At 69.3% G+C, this 13,734-nt stretch carries 13 protein-coding genes; 8 read left to right on the forward strand and 5 right to left on the reverse strand.

Annotated elements, in window-relative coordinates; translation table 11 throughout:
* Positions 1 to 7: 7 nt before the first annotated feature.
* Together ACQ5SP_RS07935 and ACQ5SP_RS07940 are read right to left on the reverse strand one after the other, a co-directional pair.
* Positions 8 to 667 carry a ChrR family anti-sigma-E factor gene (locus ACQ5SP_RS07935; RefSeq protein WP_430937829.1) on the reverse strand — a complete coding sequence of 220 codons (660 nt, stop codon included), beginning with the start codon at positions 665 to 667 and terminating at the stop codon, positions 8 to 10.
* A gap of 15 nt (positions 668 to 682) precedes the next feature.
* A complete protein-coding gene (locus ACQ5SP_RS07940) occupies positions 683 to 1,231 on the reverse strand; it encodes a sigma-70 family RNA polymerase sigma factor (RefSeq protein ID WP_430937830.1) in 549 nt (182 codons plus the stop codon).
* Between the two features lie 223 nt (positions 1,232 to 1,454).
* Here ACQ5SP_RS07940 and ACQ5SP_RS07945 point away from each other — a divergent pair, with 223 nt between their 5' ends.
* The 6 genes from ACQ5SP_RS07945 (at position 1,455) to ACQ5SP_RS07970 (ending at position 6,504) form a co-directional block, all read left to right on the forward strand.
* The gene (locus ACQ5SP_RS07945; RefSeq protein WP_430937831.1) at positions 1,455 to 2,744 is read left to right on the forward strand and encodes an NAD(P)/FAD-dependent oxidoreductase; all 1,290 of its coding nucleotides are present in this window, start codon (positions 1,455 to 1,457) and stop codon (positions 2,742 to 2,744) included.
* A complete protein-coding gene (locus ACQ5SP_RS07950) occupies positions 2,735 to 3,499 on the forward strand; it encodes a DUF1365 domain-containing protein (protein ID WP_430937832.1) in 765 nt (254 codons plus the stop codon). Before ACQ5SP_RS07945 ends, ACQ5SP_RS07950 begins: the two co-directional genes overlap by 10 nt.
* The gene (locus tag ACQ5SP_RS07955) at positions 3,496 to 4,731 is read left to right on the forward strand and encodes an MFS transporter (RefSeq protein WP_430937833.1); all 1,236 of its coding nucleotides are present in this window, start codon (positions 3,496 to 3,498) and stop codon (positions 4,729 to 4,731) included. The genes ACQ5SP_RS07950 and ACQ5SP_RS07955 overlap by 4 nt, the downstream gene beginning before the upstream one ends.
* On the forward strand, positions 4,728 to 5,288 hold the full coding sequence (locus ACQ5SP_RS07960; RefSeq protein ID WP_430937834.1) for a DUF3833 domain-containing protein: 561 nt from the start codon (positions 4,728 to 4,730) through the stop codon (positions 5,286 to 5,288). The genes ACQ5SP_RS07955 and ACQ5SP_RS07960 overlap by 4 nt, the downstream gene beginning before the upstream one ends.
* Complete coding sequence (locus tag ACQ5SP_RS07965; RefSeq protein WP_430937835.1) at positions 5,285 to 6,025, forward strand: SDR family NAD(P)-dependent oxidoreductase; 741 nt, start codon at positions 5,285 to 5,287, stop codon at positions 6,023 to 6,025. The genes ACQ5SP_RS07960 and ACQ5SP_RS07965 overlap by 4 nt, the downstream gene beginning before the upstream one ends.
* A gap of 77 nt (positions 6,026 to 6,102) precedes the next feature.
* On the forward strand, positions 6,103 to 6,504 hold the full coding sequence (locus tag ACQ5SP_RS07970; RefSeq protein WP_430937836.1) for a DUF3775 domain-containing protein: 402 nt from the start codon (positions 6,103 to 6,105) through the stop codon (positions 6,502 to 6,504).
* A 66-nt stretch (positions 6,505 to 6,570) separates the two neighbouring features.
* On the opposite strand, the gene ACQ5SP_RS07975 is transcribed toward ACQ5SP_RS07970, so the two are convergent.
* From ACQ5SP_RS07975 to ACQ5SP_RS07985, 3 genes are read right to left on the reverse strand one after another with little or no spacing between them, the layout of a single operon-like run.
* The gene (locus tag ACQ5SP_RS07975; RefSeq protein WP_430937837.1) at positions 6,571 to 7,722 is read right to left on the reverse strand and encodes a saccharopine dehydrogenase family protein; all 1,152 of its coding nucleotides are present in this window, start codon (positions 7,720 to 7,722) and stop codon (positions 6,571 to 6,573) included.
* Between the two features lie 12 nt (positions 7,723 to 7,734).
* Complete coding sequence (locus ACQ5SP_RS07980) at positions 7,735 to 8,808, reverse strand: saccharopine dehydrogenase (protein WP_430937838.1); 1,074 nt, start codon at positions 8,806 to 8,808, stop codon at positions 7,735 to 7,737.
* A 12-nt stretch (positions 8,809 to 8,820) separates the two neighbouring features.
* Positions 8,821 to 9,474 (reverse strand): histidine phosphatase family protein, encoded by a 654-nt coding sequence (locus tag ACQ5SP_RS07985; RefSeq protein WP_430937839.1) that lies wholly within the window; start codon positions 9,472 to 9,474, stop codon positions 8,821 to 8,823.
* A 180-nt stretch (positions 9,475 to 9,654) separates the two neighbouring features.
* On the opposite strand from ACQ5SP_RS07985, the gene fdhF reads away from it, so the two are divergent.
* Positions 9,655 to 12,429, forward strand: a complete 2,775-nt coding sequence (gene fdhF / locus ACQ5SP_RS07990) for a formate dehydrogenase subunit alpha (protein ID WP_430937840.1) — start codon at positions 9,655 to 9,657, stop codon at positions 12,427 to 12,429.
* A gap of 106 nt (positions 12,430 to 12,535) precedes the next feature.
* Complete coding sequence (locus tag ACQ5SP_RS07995) at positions 12,536 to 13,732, forward strand: hydantoinase/carbamoylase family amidase (RefSeq protein ID WP_430937841.1); 1,197 nt, start codon at positions 12,536 to 12,538, stop codon at positions 13,730 to 13,732.
* Positions 13,733 to 13,734 lie beyond the last annotated feature (2 nt).

The raw sequence follows: 13,734 nt of genomic DNA on the forward strand, positions 1-13,734 counted from the left end.
GCCCGCTTCAGATCCGCAGGAACGGTTGCGCCAGGCGCGGGATCAGCGCGCGGAAGCGCAGCGGCGCGTCCGTGGCGGCCAGGCAGATGCAGTCCTCTCCCGCCTCTGCGACGGGCGTGTGCTGCACCTCTTCGTCGGCGATCTCGATATCCCCGCGGGCGAAGCGATCTTCCTCGTCGCGGAAGGCGCCCTGCAGGACGAGCGTCAGCTCTGTCCCGCGGTGGCCGTGATCGGGGACCGCCGCACCGGCCGGGATGTGCAGCAGCCGCACGGTGGCCTCGTTCGACGTCGGCAGGATCGCCTGGCGGACGCCGCCACCGACGGCGCGCCAGTGCACCGCGTCGGCATCGCCGCCCACGTAGTCGCGCAGCGGCGCCGGAAACACCGAGGAACGCTGCGGCATGGTCTTCCGGTCGTCCCCGGCGGGCGCGTCACCGCAGATCCGCGCAAGCGTCTGTTCCAGGCTCGTATCGGCCAGTGCGACCGTGTCGCCCCATTCCAGCACCTGACCGCCGACGGCTTCGAATTCGCCCAGCCGGGCGCGGCACTCGTCGCAAAGCGAGATGTGGGTCGCCACCACGAGGTTGAAGCCCTCGGGCAGGGTACCCGCGGCATAGGCCATCAACAGCCTGTCATCGAGGTGGTGCGTGATCTTGTCCATCTTCATCCGTCGTCGTTCAACTCAGTTCATTGCATGACGCAGCCGGTCCAGCGCCAATCTAATCCGCGACTTGATCGTGCCAAGCGGCAATCCGGTTTCGGCGGCGATCTCGCTGTGGCTCAACTCGCCGAAATAGGCCCGCTCGATCAGGCTGCGTTGTTTCTCGGGCAGCTGGGCAAGCGCCTCGCCCAACCGTTCGGTGTCCTGTTGCAGGCCCATGATCTCGGCCTGGTCCGGTTCGGGTTCCGGCCCCCAGGGCAGGTCCTCCGGCTCGGGGCGCCGCTGGCGGCGCAGCGCGTCGATCCGCCGGTTCCGCGCGATCGTGAAGACCCAGGTCGCCACGCTCGCCCGTGCGGGATCGAAGAGATGCGCCTTGTGCCAGAGGGTCGCCATGACCTCCTGCGTGCATTCCTCGGCCAGGGCTTCGTCCGCACCACCTTTCATCAGGAACGCCTTCACCCGCGGGGCGAAATGCCGGAACAGGGCCGCGAAGGCCGCCTGATCCGCCTGTTCCCTGATGCGTATGACGCATTCTATCCACTGGCTGTCCTTTTCCTCGCTGGCCGTCACCGATACCTGTCCTGTCGTGTCTCGCGGGATGTCCTTCCCCTTACGATATAGGGGTCGGACAGGCGATGCATCCGGTTTGTCCAGGGTCTCGGCGTCGAACATGCCCAGATTACGCACGGCGTCGGGAACTGGATCACCTTCGAATGCAAAAAGATTTTGTGATCTGCGCCCGGTAAGGCAGCGTAAACAGCAAGTAAGCAAAAACGACACGAGCGGAGCCTCCATGCCATTCGAACATCCACCCGCCACCCCGAAACGCATCGCCGTGATCGGGGCGGGCATCTCCGGCCTCGGGGCCGCGCACATGCTGGCGGGCGAGAACCGCGTGACCCTGTTCGAGGCCGAGGACCGCCTGGGCGGACATGCCCGGACGAAACTGGCCGGCAAACGCGGCGATCAGCCGGTCGATACCGGGTTCATCGTGTTCAACTACCAGAACTACCCCAAGCTGACGAAACTCTTCGCCGAGCTCGACGTGCCGGTGGCCGAGAGCAACATGAGCTTCGGCGCCTCGATCCGCGGCGGCTGGCTGGAATATTCCATGCGCAGCTTCTCGAGCATCTTCGCGCAGCGGCGCAACGTGCTGCGGCCCGGCTACTACGACATGCTTCTGGATATCATGAAGTTCAATCGCAAGGCCGTCGAGACCGCGCGCGACCCCGACATGACGCTCGGCGAACTCTTCGAGGTTCTGGGGCTGGGGCGCTGGTTCCGCGACTATTATTTCCTGCCGATCTCGGGGGCGATCTGGTCGACGCCGGTCGAAAAGATGACCGAGTTTCCGGCCCAGGCGCTGGTTCGGTTCTTCGAGAACCACGCGCTTCTGCAGGCGACGGGGCAGCGTCAGTGGTACACCGTGCAGGGCGGTTCCATCGAATACGTGCGCCGGCTCGAGGCCGCCATCCGCGCCCGGGGCGCCGAGATCCGCACCAACGCGCCGGTCGCGTCGGTGCGCCGCGGGCCTGCGGGCGTGACCCTGCGCGCCAGGGGCGGTGTCGAGGAAGTGTTCGACGAGGTGATCTTCGCCACGCATTCCGACGTCACGCTCGGCATGCTGGCCGACGCAACCCCCGAGGAACGCGCGGCCCTCGGGGCGATCCGCTACCAGCCCAACACGGCGGTGCTCCATGCCGATGAAAGCTTCATGCCGGAGCGGCGGGGCTGCTGGGCCTCCTGGGTCTACAAGGCCGACGAGGAAACGACCGGGGGCGACCGGATTCCGCTGACCTACTGGATGAACTCGCTGCAGCCGATTCCCAAAGACGACCCGCTCTTCGTGACGCTGAACCCCCAGCGTGAGTTGCGCGACGACCTCGTCCACGACGTCACCAGCTTCGACCACCCGGTCTATGATCGTGCGGCGCTGCGCGCGCAGGGCGAATTGCGGGCGCTGCAGGGGCAGAACCGCAGCTGGTTCTGTGGCGCCTACATGAAAAACGGCTTCCACGAGGATGGCCTCGCCAGTGCCGTCGATGTCGTCGAGGCGATGCGGAGGCAGGCCGCTTGGGCGTAACGCTGGATCATATCCGCGGCGAGACCTTTCACGGGCGCAAGGGGGCGGTGGAAAACGCCTTCCGCTACCGGGTGGATTACGTCCTGACAGACCTTTCGGACACGGCTGCCGGACCGGGGCTGTTCAGCCGGAACCGCGGCAACCTGATGGCGCTGCACGACGTGGATCACGGCGGCGACCGCGGCGCGGGCCGGGGCGCGTCCTGGTTGCACGAGGTCCTCGCCGCCCACGGCCTGGACCGCGTGGCCGACGGCCGTATCCTCCTCATGGCGCAGCCGCGGGTGCTGGGGCATGTCTTCAACCCGGTCAGCTTCTGGCTGGTGCTCGACGCCGCCGACCGCCTGCGTGTCGTCGTGGCCGAGGTCAACAACACCTTCGGCCAGCGTCATTCCTATCTTTGTCACCACGACGACCTGCGCCCGATCGCGGCCACGGACCGGCTCAGCGCCCGCAAGGTCTTCCATGTCTCGCCGTTCCAGCCGGTGGCGGGCGGCTACAGCTTTCGGTTCGACATTCGCGACGACCGGGTCGGGATCTGGATCGACTACGATGCCCCCGATGGCGGGTTGCTCGCCACGCTGACGGGTCGGCGCGTGCCGCTGACAAACCGCGGCATCCTCGGCGCGTGCCTGGCCCGGCCGTTCGGCTCGCGGCGGGTGCTGGCGCTGATCCACTGGCAGGCGCTCAAGCTCTGGTGGAAGCGCGCGCCGTTCCGCCGCGTGCCGCCGCCGCCGGCCGACGAGGTGACCCGGTGACCGGCGCGGCCGCGCCCCGCCTGCCAGCCTATTCGGTCTTCGCCGGCGTGCTCGCCGCGGCGGGGCTGCCGATTTATATCCACGCGCCGAAATTCTACGTCGACGAATACGGGGTCAGCCTGGCGGCGCTCGGCGCCGTGCTTTTCGGGCTGCGGCTCATCGACGTGGTGCAGGACCCGGCGCTCGGCTGGATATCCGAACGCCTGGCCGCGCGTCGCGGGCTGGCCGTCGGCCTTGGCGTCGCGCTCTTGGCGATCTCTATGCTGGCGCTTTTCGCGATGTCCCCGCCGGTGGCGCCCCTGCTTTGGTTCGGGCTCTGCCTGACCGGGCTCTTCACCGCCTTCAGCTTCCTGACGATCAACTTCTACGCTCAGGGCGTTCGGACGGCCGCCCGGCTTGGGGATCGCGGCCATGTGCGGCTCGCGGCCTGGCGTGAGACCGGCGCGCTGCTGGGGGTCTGCCTCGCGGCCATTGCGCCCAACCTCGCGATGCAGCTCACCGGCCATCCCTTCGCGGCCTTCGCCGCGGGCTTCGCGGCGCTGGCGCTGCTCGCGGGCTGGCTGATGCGCCCCGAGTGGTCGCGGGCCGGCGCCGTCGGCGGCACCGGCATGCTGACGGTTCTGTCGGACCCGGTCGCGCGGCGTCTGCTGATCGTGGCGCTGGTCAACGCGACGCCGGTCGCCGTGACCTCGACGCTTTTCCTGTTCTTCGTCGAATCCCGCCTGCAGGCCCCCGGCTGGGACGGACCGTTGCTTTTGCTCTTCTTCATCTCCGCCGCAGCGGCCGCCCCGCTCTGGGGGCGGGCGGCGGAACGCCACGGCGCCAAGCGCGTGCTGATGGCGGGCATGTTGCTGTCGATCGCGGCCTTCGGCGTGGCGGTCTTCCTGGGCGCGGGCGACACGACCCTCTTCGCGCTGGTCTGCCTCGCCTCCGGTGCCGCGCTTGGCGCCGACATGACGCTGCTGCCGGCGATCTTTGCCGGACGCCTCGCCCGGGTCGCCCCCGAGGCGGGCCAGGGCTTCGGGCTCTGGTCCTTCGTGACCAAGTTCACGCTGGCCTTCGCCGCGGCCATCCTGCTGCCGCTCCTCGAGGCGAGCGGCTTCGAAAGCGGGACCGACAACCCGCCCTCTGCGCTGCTGACGCTGACGCTGCTCTATGCCGCGCTGCCCTGCGCCCTGAAATTCGTTGCGGTCGGCCTCTTGGCCACGACGCCGCTGAAGGAGGATTCATGAGTTTTTCCCTTGCCAGTCTGCTGATCGGCGCCGCGCTTGCCCTGGCCGCGGTCTGGCTGGCCCGGCGCTATGCCGGGTTCCGTGCCCAGCGTCCTGCCGACTACGCCGGCACGGCTCCGGCCTTCGACATCCGCGAGCGTCTGAACGGCCCGATCCTGTCGGAGGGCCTGATCTACGGCCCGCTCGGCAAGGTCACCTCGCGATTCGTAGCCGACATGGAGGCGCGCTGGGACGGGGATTGCGGAACCATGACCGAGGCTTTCCGTTACGACACCGGAACCACCCAGGACCGCTGCTGGACGCTGCGGGTCGCCGATGACGGAACCATCGCCGCGGAAGCGCCCGACATCATCGGCACCGGCCGCGGCCGGCAGGAAGGCGCGACCGTGCGTCTCGACTACCGCATCCGGCTGCCCGAACAGGCCGGCGGCCATGTCCTGGACGTGACCGACTGGATGTACCTGATGGAGAACGGGGCGATCATGAACCGCAGCCAGTTCCGCAAGTTCGGCATCAAGGTGGCCGAACTGGTCGCCACGATGAGGCCAAGGCCTTGAGCGCGCTCGCCGGGAAACGCTATTGGCTCGTCGGCGCGAGCGAGGGGCTGGGCCGCGCCCTGGCCGAACGGCTCGCCGCCGACGGGGCGGAGCTGATCCTGTCGGCCCGCAACGCCGAGAGGCTGGCGGCCCTGGCCGCGGAGCTGCCCGGCACCGCGCGCGTGGTGCCGCTCGACGTCACCGACAGCGACGCGGTCGCCGCGGCCGTGGCGGAGACGGGCGAGATCGACGGGATCGTCTGGCTGGCCGGCGCCTACTGGCCGATGAAAACCGCCGACTGGGATCCGGACAAGGTCGAGACGATGTTCGACGTGAACCTGACCGGCGCGGCCCGGGTGCTGGGGCGCGTGGTGCCCGGCTTCGCCGCCCGGGACCGGGGCCACGTGGTGATCGTCGGGTCGCTCTCGGGGTTCCGCGGGTTGCCCGGCGCCATCGGCTACGGGGCCTCCAAGGCCGGGCTGATGCACCTGGCCGAGAACATCCGCGCCGATCTCAACCGCAGCAACGTCAAGGTCAGCCTCGTCAATCCCGGCTTCATCCGCACGCGGCTGACCGACAAGAACGATTTCGAGATGCCCTTCATCATGGATCCCGAACCGGCCGCGGACCACGTTGTCGCCGCGATGAGGGCGACGCGGTTCCAGACGAATTTCCCCCGCGTCTTTTCCTGGATCTTCCGGGCCAGCCAGTTCCTGCCGGCGCCGCTCTATTTCCGGCTGTTCGGCGCGAAACGCTGATCACGGGCCCTTGTGGCCGGCGGCGCTTGGCCCCAGAATGCAGGCAAAACCGCCCCCATGCGGCAGGAGGACCAGCCATGATCGAAGCGCTTGAAATCAGTCCCGAAAAGGTCGCCCGCGTCATCGTGCGCGCGCGCGAACTCGACGCCAAGGTCGGCCGTTGGGATTCGCCCGGCGACGATGCCGATGCCGACTCGATCCTCGAGAACCGCCCGAGCGACGCGACCGAGGACGAACTGCGCCAGTACATCGCCGATCTCAACGACGACGAGAAGGCGAGCCTCGTGGCGGTGATGTGGATCGGCCGCGAGACCTACGAACCGGAAGATCTCGCCGAGGCGATCCAGACCGCCAAGGTCGAGGCCACCGGCCCGACCGAATCCTACCTCATGGGCGTCCCGCTCTTGTCGGATTACCTCGAGGACGGGCTCGACCGGCTCGGCATCTCCGTCGAGGAGGCGGAGGAGGGGATCCTCTGATCCCCGCCCTCCAGGTGGTCCAAATATCCCCGCCGGAGGCATGATCCGCCGCGAAGCGGCCGGCGCTCAGCCGGCCAGGTGATCCACCACCTCGAGATGCTGGGCGAGCCGGCCCACCATCTTCATCCAGCGCGCCACCAGCTCGGGGTCGCTCGGCACCGCCGAGACGCCGGGCGCGATCTCGCCGGCCAGGACGGCCTCGACCGCCAGCGAGACCGGGATCGAGACGAGCCGCGCCATGGCATTGCCACTCTCGTCGCCCCAGGCATCCATCGCGTAGGTCTTGTGGTAGACGGCCACGCCGTCGCGCGCCGCCTTCAGCGTGACGAAGAGCACCACCCGGTCGGGCTCTCCCTCCTCGTAGGCGTTCTCTGCCCAGAAGCGGTCCGACATCTCCTTCAGCCGTGCCTCGGCCTCCGGTCCGTCCTCCATCGCCTCGATCTCGCGGAAGACGTCCGCCCAGGCATTCGACCAGCCGCCGAGCCGAAGCGTGCCGCGGACGAACTGTTCGACGGTCCAGTCCGCGCCGAAACCGTAGTCCTTCATGAAGGGAAGCGAGTCGCGGTTGGGGTAGACCTCGAAGGTCTCGGGCTCCGGCAGCGGCGCGGTGAAGCTGGATAGCGCGTCCCAGGGACGGTCCACGTTCAGCTCCGCGCCCCCGGCGATGGAGCGCGACGGGGACTTGAGCGCCTTCAGCACGCCGAGCGGCGACCAGCTGAACTTGTAGCGGAACGGGTTCGGATGCTTCGGGATGCCGCCGCAATAGGAGGTGAAGGAGACGCTGTTGGCCGGGTCAAAGGCATCGCTCGCCTTGTAGTCGGCGACCAGCCAGTGCGCCATGGCGTGGTCGATCCCGGGGTCGAGCCCGACCTCGTTGACCAGGCAGAGCCCGGCGGCGCGCGCCCTGTCGTCGAGCGCGCGCATCTCCGGCGCGATATAGCTCGACGAGATGAAATGCGCGCCCGTCTCGAGGCAGAGCTCCGCCAGCGGCACGTGCCAGTCGGCCGGCAGCATCGAGACGACCACGTCGCCGGCCGAGAGCTGTGCGGCGAGCGCGTCCCTGGAGAAGGCCTCGATCCGGTCGGTCAGGTCGCCCACGGCCTCGCGCGCCTTTTCCGGCGTCCGGTTCCAGACCGTCACGTCCCGGCCCGTCTCGATCAGGCGGCGCAGCCCCGGCACCGCCGACAGTCCCGTCCCGCACCAGTGAATCCTTGCCATGCCGGCCTCCTTTCAGATGTCTCTGCTGTGTTCGTCGAATGCCGCCTTCGCGCGGCCCCAGACGCCGGCCCCGATCCTGTCGAGGCGTTCGAGCGAGGGCAAGAGCTGCGCCGCGTAGTCCTCGGACGACTCGACCGGCAGCAGCGAGGGCAGGTTGTCGATGGCCGTCACGTCGAGCGGCGGCGGGCCGGCGGTGACGCGGATCACCGGGTCGTCGAAGCTGGTCGCGTGGTCGTAGACCGGCACCGGGTTGTAGGCGCTGCCCGGGTCGCAGGAGACATCCGCGATCACCGTCAGCCTGCGGGGCGCGGTGATGGCCTCCCGTGGCACGAAGACCGGCACGCCGGGCCGGGCCAGGATGCAATTGACGAAAATCTCGTGGTCCAGGATCTCGGGGAAGGGGCCGCCATGGGCCGTCTCCGCCATGTCCCAGCGCGTCACCGAAAGCCCGAGCGCCCCGGCCAGGTCGCCGGCGCCGGTGCCCACCCGCCCCAGGGCGCCGATCACGATGACCCGGGGTGCCTCGGCGCCGTTGGAAAGGCCCGCGACCAGGTCGCCGCGCAGGTCGTCCAGAAGGGAATCGCGACCGTCGTAGACGCCGATCCGGGCAGGTCCCTGCAGCGTGCCGGCCTGCTGCGCGGCCCAGACCTTCAGCCCGACCGCCGCCCCGGCATAGCCCGCCCAGTAGCCGAAGGCGGCGACGCGCCGCCCGGCCCCGTCGACGAGGTATTCCAGGTCGTAGAGCGTGCCGCCCCCGGCCCTGAACCGCGCCAGCAGGCGCGGCCCGTCCGGCTGGCCCTTGTAGGCATGCCCGAACATGACGTGACGATGGCGCAGCGGCGTGCCGTCATCGGGCAGTTCCTTGAGGCCGAACACGATGGCGTCGCCCGGCGCGTCGGGCCAGCTGCCCTCGGGCGCGATCTCGCAGCCCGCGTCGTGATAGCCGGCGAGCCCGATCGCCCGCGTGCCGGAGCGTTCCACCGTGACGCGGAATCTGCGGGCGATCAGCGCCCGCGCGCCCGCGGGGGTCAGCCCGACCCGCTGTTCGCTCGGGCGGCTTTCGGCCCGGACCCAGAGATGTGTCATCGGCTCTCTCCCTCAGAAATGGGTGCGCGCATGGGCGCGGTCCGGCGGGTCCAGATGCGGGGTCGCGTTGAACCCGGCCAGGAAGGTGCCGTGATCCGTCACGTGCACGCGGTGGATGGAGCTGTTCAGGATCGGCAGCAGCAAATGGGCGAGCCGCCGCGGGTCGAGCCCGAGCAGGCTGCGCACCATCATCCCGATCACGCCGCCCGAGGTCACGCAGAGCACCCGCCGACCGGGCGTCGCGGCCTCGTGAAGCACGTCGGTGACCCGCAGCTCGAACTCGGAAAAGGTCTCGTTGCCCATGATCTCGGCGCGGTGCCAGGCCTCCATGACCTGGGGGGCGTGGGCGGCGAACTCCTCGGGCCCCGGCATCGGCACCCCGCGCGTCTCCTGGAGCGCGCGGCCGAGGTTGAAATAGTCCATCTCGTTGAGCCGGTCGTCGATGGCGGCCTGCGGGCCCAGCCCGTCGCCCATCGCGGACAGCGTCTCGCGGTGCCGGCGCAGGCTGCCGGTCAGAACCGCGTCGAATCGCGGCTCCGTTTCCCGCAGCCAGTCCCCGAGCCACGCAGCCTGCTCGGCGCCGAGCGCCGACAGCCTGTCATAGCTTTCCTCGTCCTGTGCCGCGGAATTCGCCTGCCCGTGCCGGATCAGGATGATCTCGCCCATGCCCACCTCCTTGCGCCTTCCTTACCCAGCCCCGCGGGCGGAGGAAAGGCCGTCCCGGCGATCTGGCGCAAACGGGCTTCATCCGGTCGGCATCCGCATTTTGGAGCGGGTCCGGATATGATCTAAGCTGGGGCCTGAGAACGAAGTCCGGAAGCGTCCGGACCGAGAAGGAGCCGCGCGATGACCGACAGGATCACCTTCACGCTCGACGGTCGAGAGGTCACCGCCGCAGAGGGCGAAACCATCTGGGAGGTGGCCAAGCGCGAAGGCACGCGCATCCCGCATCTCTGCCACAAGGATGCGCCGGGCTACCGCGCCGACGGCAATTGCCGCGCCTGCATGGTCGAGATCGAGGGCGAGCGGGTGCTGGCGGCGTCCTGCATTCGCCAGCCCGCCGAGGGCATGGTCGTCACCACCGGCAGCGACCGCGCCGAGAAGAGCCGCAAGCTGGTGATGGAGCTTCTGCTCGCCGATCAGCCGCCGCGCGAGGAGGCGCATGACCGGTCGTCCCATCTCTGGGAGATGGCCGCCCTGCAGGGCGTGGCCGAGAGCCGTTTCCCGGCGCTGGAGCCCGACCGCGTGCCGCTGCTCGACGACAGCCACGTGGCGATGCGCGTCAACCTCGATGCCTGCATCCAGTGCAATCTCTGTGTCCGTGCCTGCCGCGAGGTCCAGGTCAACGACGTGATCGGCATGGCCGGCCGCGGGCACGACAGTTTCCCGGTTTTCGATTTCGACGATCCCATGGGCGAGTCGACCTGCGTGGCCTGCGGGGAATGTGTCCAGGCCTGTCCCACCGGCGCGCTGATGGAGGCCACGGTCCTCGACGCGGAGCAGCTCGGCGACAGCGCCGACTACGACGAGGAGGTTCAGTCGGTCTGCCCCTTCTGCGGGGTGGGCTGCCAGGTGTCGATGAAGGTCAAGGACGGCCGCATCAAGTATGTCGACGGCGTCGACGGCCCGGCCAACGAGAACCGGCTCTGCGTGAAGGGCCGGTTCGGCTTCGACTACATCCATCACCCGCACCGCCTGACCCGGCCGCTGATCCGGCGCGCCGACGCGCCGCCCAAGGGCCTGAACGTGGACCCGGCCGACTGGTCCGCCCATTTCCGCGAGGCCAGCTGGGACGAGGCGCTGGAGGCCGCCGCCGGCGGGCTGGCGCGGCTGCGCGCCGCCCATGGCGGATCGGCGGTGGCCGGCTTCGGCAGTGCCAAGTGCACCAATGAAGAGGCGTATCTGTTCCAGAAGCTGATCCGCCAGGGCTTCGGTCACAACAACGTCGATCACTGCACGCGGCTCTGCCACGCCTCGTCGGTCGCGGCGCTGATGGAAAACGTCGGCTCCGGCGCGGTCACGGCGACCTTCAACGAGATAGAGAACGCCGACGTGGCGATCGTGATCGGGGCCAACCCGATCGAGAACCACCCCGTCGCGGCGACCTATTTCAAGCAGTTCGCCAAGCGCGGCGGCAAGCTGATCGTCATGGACCCGCGGGGCGTCGGGCTGGGCCGCTTCGCCACGCACCGGGTGCAGTTCAAGCCGGGCACGGACGTGGCGATGCTGAACGCGATCATGCATGTGATCGTCGAAGAGGGACTCTACGACCAGCAATATATCGAGGCCTTTACCGAGAACTGGGAGGCCGAGAAGGCTCATCTGCAGGACTTCGCCCCCGAGAAGATGGCCGAGCTCTGCGGTGTCCCGGCCGAGACGCTGCGCCAGGTGGCGCGCGATTTCGCCACGGCCCGGGCGGGCATGATTTTCTGGGGCATGGGAATCTCCCAGCACATCCACGGCACGGACAATTCCCGCTGCCTGATCGCGCTGGCGCTGATGACGGGGCATGTCGGTCGCCCCGGCACCGGGCTTCACCCGCTGCGCGGGCAGAACAACGTTCAGGGCGCCTCGGATGCCGGGCTGATCCCGATGGTGCTGCCCGACTACCAGAAAGTCAGCGACGCCGCCGCGCGCGACACCTTCCGCAGCCTCTGGGGCAGTGAGATCGACCCGAACCCGGGGCTGACGGTCGTCGAGATCATGGACGCGGTTCATGACGACCGGATCCGCGGCATGTATGTCCTCGGGGAAAACCCGGCCATGTCGGACCCGGATGTCGATCACGCCCGCGCGGCGCTGGCCCGGCTCGAGCATCTGGTGGTGCAGGACATCTTCCTGACCGAGACCGCCAATTTCGCCGACGTGATCCTGCCGGCCTCGGCATTTGCCGAGAAGACCGGCACCGTCACCAACACGAACCGGCAGGTCCAGATGGGCCGGCCCGCGGTCGCGCCCCCGGGCGCGGCGCGCGAGGACTGGCGCATCACCGTGGACCTGGCCCGGCGGCTGGGGCTCGACTGGGACTACGAGCATCCCTCGGAGGTCTTCGCCGAGATGAAGCAGGTCATGCCGTCGCTCGACAACATCACCTGGGACCGGCTTTCGCGCGAGAACGCGGTCACCTATCCGAGCCTCTCGCCCGAGGATCCGGGCCAGGCGATCGTCTTCGGCGACGGGTTCCCCCGGGCCGAGGGGCGGGCGCGCTTCGCGCCGGCGGCGGTCGTGGCGCCCGACGAGGTGCCGGATGCCGAGTTCCCGATGATCCTGACCACCGGCCGTCAGCTGGAGCATTGGCACACGGGGTCGATGACCCGGCGGGCGCGCGTGCTCGACGCGGTCGAGCCCGAGGCCAACTGTTCCATGCATCCCGCGACCCTGCGCAAGATCGGGGTGGAGCCGGGGGGGATGGTGCGCTTGACGACCCGCCGCGGATCGATCCGGCTGATGGCGCGGGCCGACCGCGCCGTCTCGCCCGAGATGGTCTTCGTGCCCTTCGCCTTCGTCGAGGCGGCCGCCAACGTGCTGACCAACCCGGCGCTCGATCCTTACGGCAAGATCCCGGAATTCAAGTTCGCCGCCGTGCGGGTCGAAAAGGCCGAGGAGATCGCGGCCGAGTGACGGCGCGCGACGAGGATGGCAGGGTTGCCCGTCAATTTATCATGATAAATTGACGGGCGATCCGCCGCCTGCCAGACTGCGGCGGACCCGCCAGAGGAGGCCGCCCATGATCCCCGTCGATCCCCAGAGATTCCTGTCCGACCTGCACGCGCTCCGTGCCATTGGGGCCGAGGGCACCGGGGTCGTGCGCCCGGCCTATTCCGAGACCGACATCGCCGCGCGGGCGTGGCTGGCCGATCGCATGCGCGCGGCAGGCCTGGCGCCGCATTTCGACCCCGTCGGCAATCTTTTCGGGCTGCATCCCGACGGTGGCGGGCTGCTCCTGGGCTCGCACAGCGATACCCAGCCCGAAGGCGGCTGGCTCGACGGGGCGCTCGGCGTGATCGGCGCGCTGGAGGTGGCGCGGGCCAGCCTGGAGTCGGGCGGACCGGCGATATCGGTCGTCTCCTTCCAGGACGAGGAAGGCCGCTTCGGCGTGACCACCGGCAGTTCGATCTGGGCAGGGGTGCGACCGCTGGACGAGGTGGATGTCCTGACCGATGCCGGCGGGACGCGCTTTGCGGAGGCGCGCGGGCGCATGGCGGACATGGCCGATGATTTCCTCGACCCGGCCCGGTTCAGCGCCTTCCTCGAGATGCATATCGAGCAGGGGCCGGTTCTGGACCAGGCGGCGGAGGCCATCGGCGTCGTCACCTCCATCGTCGGGATCCGCGACATGCGCATCACCTTCACCGGGCAGCAGAACCATGCCGGCACCACCCCGATGCATCTGCGCCGCGATGCCGTGCAGGGGCTGGCGGCCTTCGCCACGGCGCTGAACGCGCGCCTGGCCGGCGTGGTGGCCCCGGAAACCGTCTGGACCATCGGTCACGTCTCGGTGCATCCGAACGCCGCTTCCGTGGTGCCGGGGGCGGTCACCTTTTCCATGCAGTGGCGTGACGGGGATGCGGACCGGCTCGACCGGATGGAGGAGATCATCCGCGAGACCGCCCAGGAGACGGCCGCCGACCGGGGACTCGAGGTCGGCAGCGGGCCGATGCTGGGGCTTCCCCCGGTCGCGATGGATGCGGGCGTTCAGGAGGCCTTCGCCGGCGCCGCCGAGGCGGAGGTGCCCGGGCGCTGGCGGCGGATGCCATCGGGGGCGCTGCACGATGCCGCAAGCGTGGCCCGGCTGATGCCGGCAGGGATGCTGTTCGTGCCCTCGATCGGCGGGATCAGTCACAGCTTCGACGAGGACACCGGCGAGGGTGACCTGGTCACGGGGCTCCGGGTCCTGGCCGGTGCGGCCGCCCGGCTCGGCTGAGG

The sequence above is a fragment of the Rhodovulum sp. YNF3179 genome, assembly GCF_050586465.1.
In the GTDB taxonomy this organism is placed as follows: Bacteria; Pseudomonadota; Alphaproteobacteria; order Rhodobacterales; family Rhodobacteraceae; genus CAJXYS01.

Coding starts and splice junctions, on each gene's coding strand:
- ACQ5SP_RS07995 (WP_430937841.1), top strand. CDS start 12,536: ATGATCCCCGTCGATCCCCAGAGATTCCTGTCCGACCTGCACGCGCTC.
- ACQ5SP_RS07985 (WP_430937839.1), bottom strand. CDS start 9,474: ATGGGCGAGATCATCCTGATCCGGCACGGGCAGGCGAATTCCGCGGCA.
- ACQ5SP_RS07970 (WP_430937836.1), top strand. CDS start 6,103: ATGATCGAAGCGCTTGAAATCAGTCCCGAAAAGGTCGCCCGCGTCATC.
- fdhF (WP_430937840.1), top strand. CDS start 9,655: ATGACCGACAGGATCACCTTCACGCTCGACGGTCGAGAGGTCACCGCC.
- ACQ5SP_RS07975 (WP_430937837.1), bottom strand. CDS start 7,722: ATGGCAAGGATTCACTGGTGCGGGACGGGACTGTCGGCGGTGCCGGGG.
- ACQ5SP_RS07980 (WP_430937838.1), bottom strand. CDS start 8,808: ATGACACATCTCTGGGTCCGGGCCGAAAGCCGCCCGAGCGAACAGCGG.
- ACQ5SP_RS07960 (WP_430937834.1), top strand. CDS start 4,728: ATGAGTTTTTCCCTTGCCAGTCTGCTGATCGGCGCCGCGCTTGCCCTG.
- ACQ5SP_RS07945 (WP_430937831.1), top strand. CDS start 1,455: ATGCCATTCGAACATCCACCCGCCACCCCGAAACGCATCGCCGTGATC.
- ACQ5SP_RS07935 (WP_430937829.1), bottom strand. CDS start 667: ATGAAGATGGACAAGATCACGCACCACCTCGATGACAGGCTGTTGATG.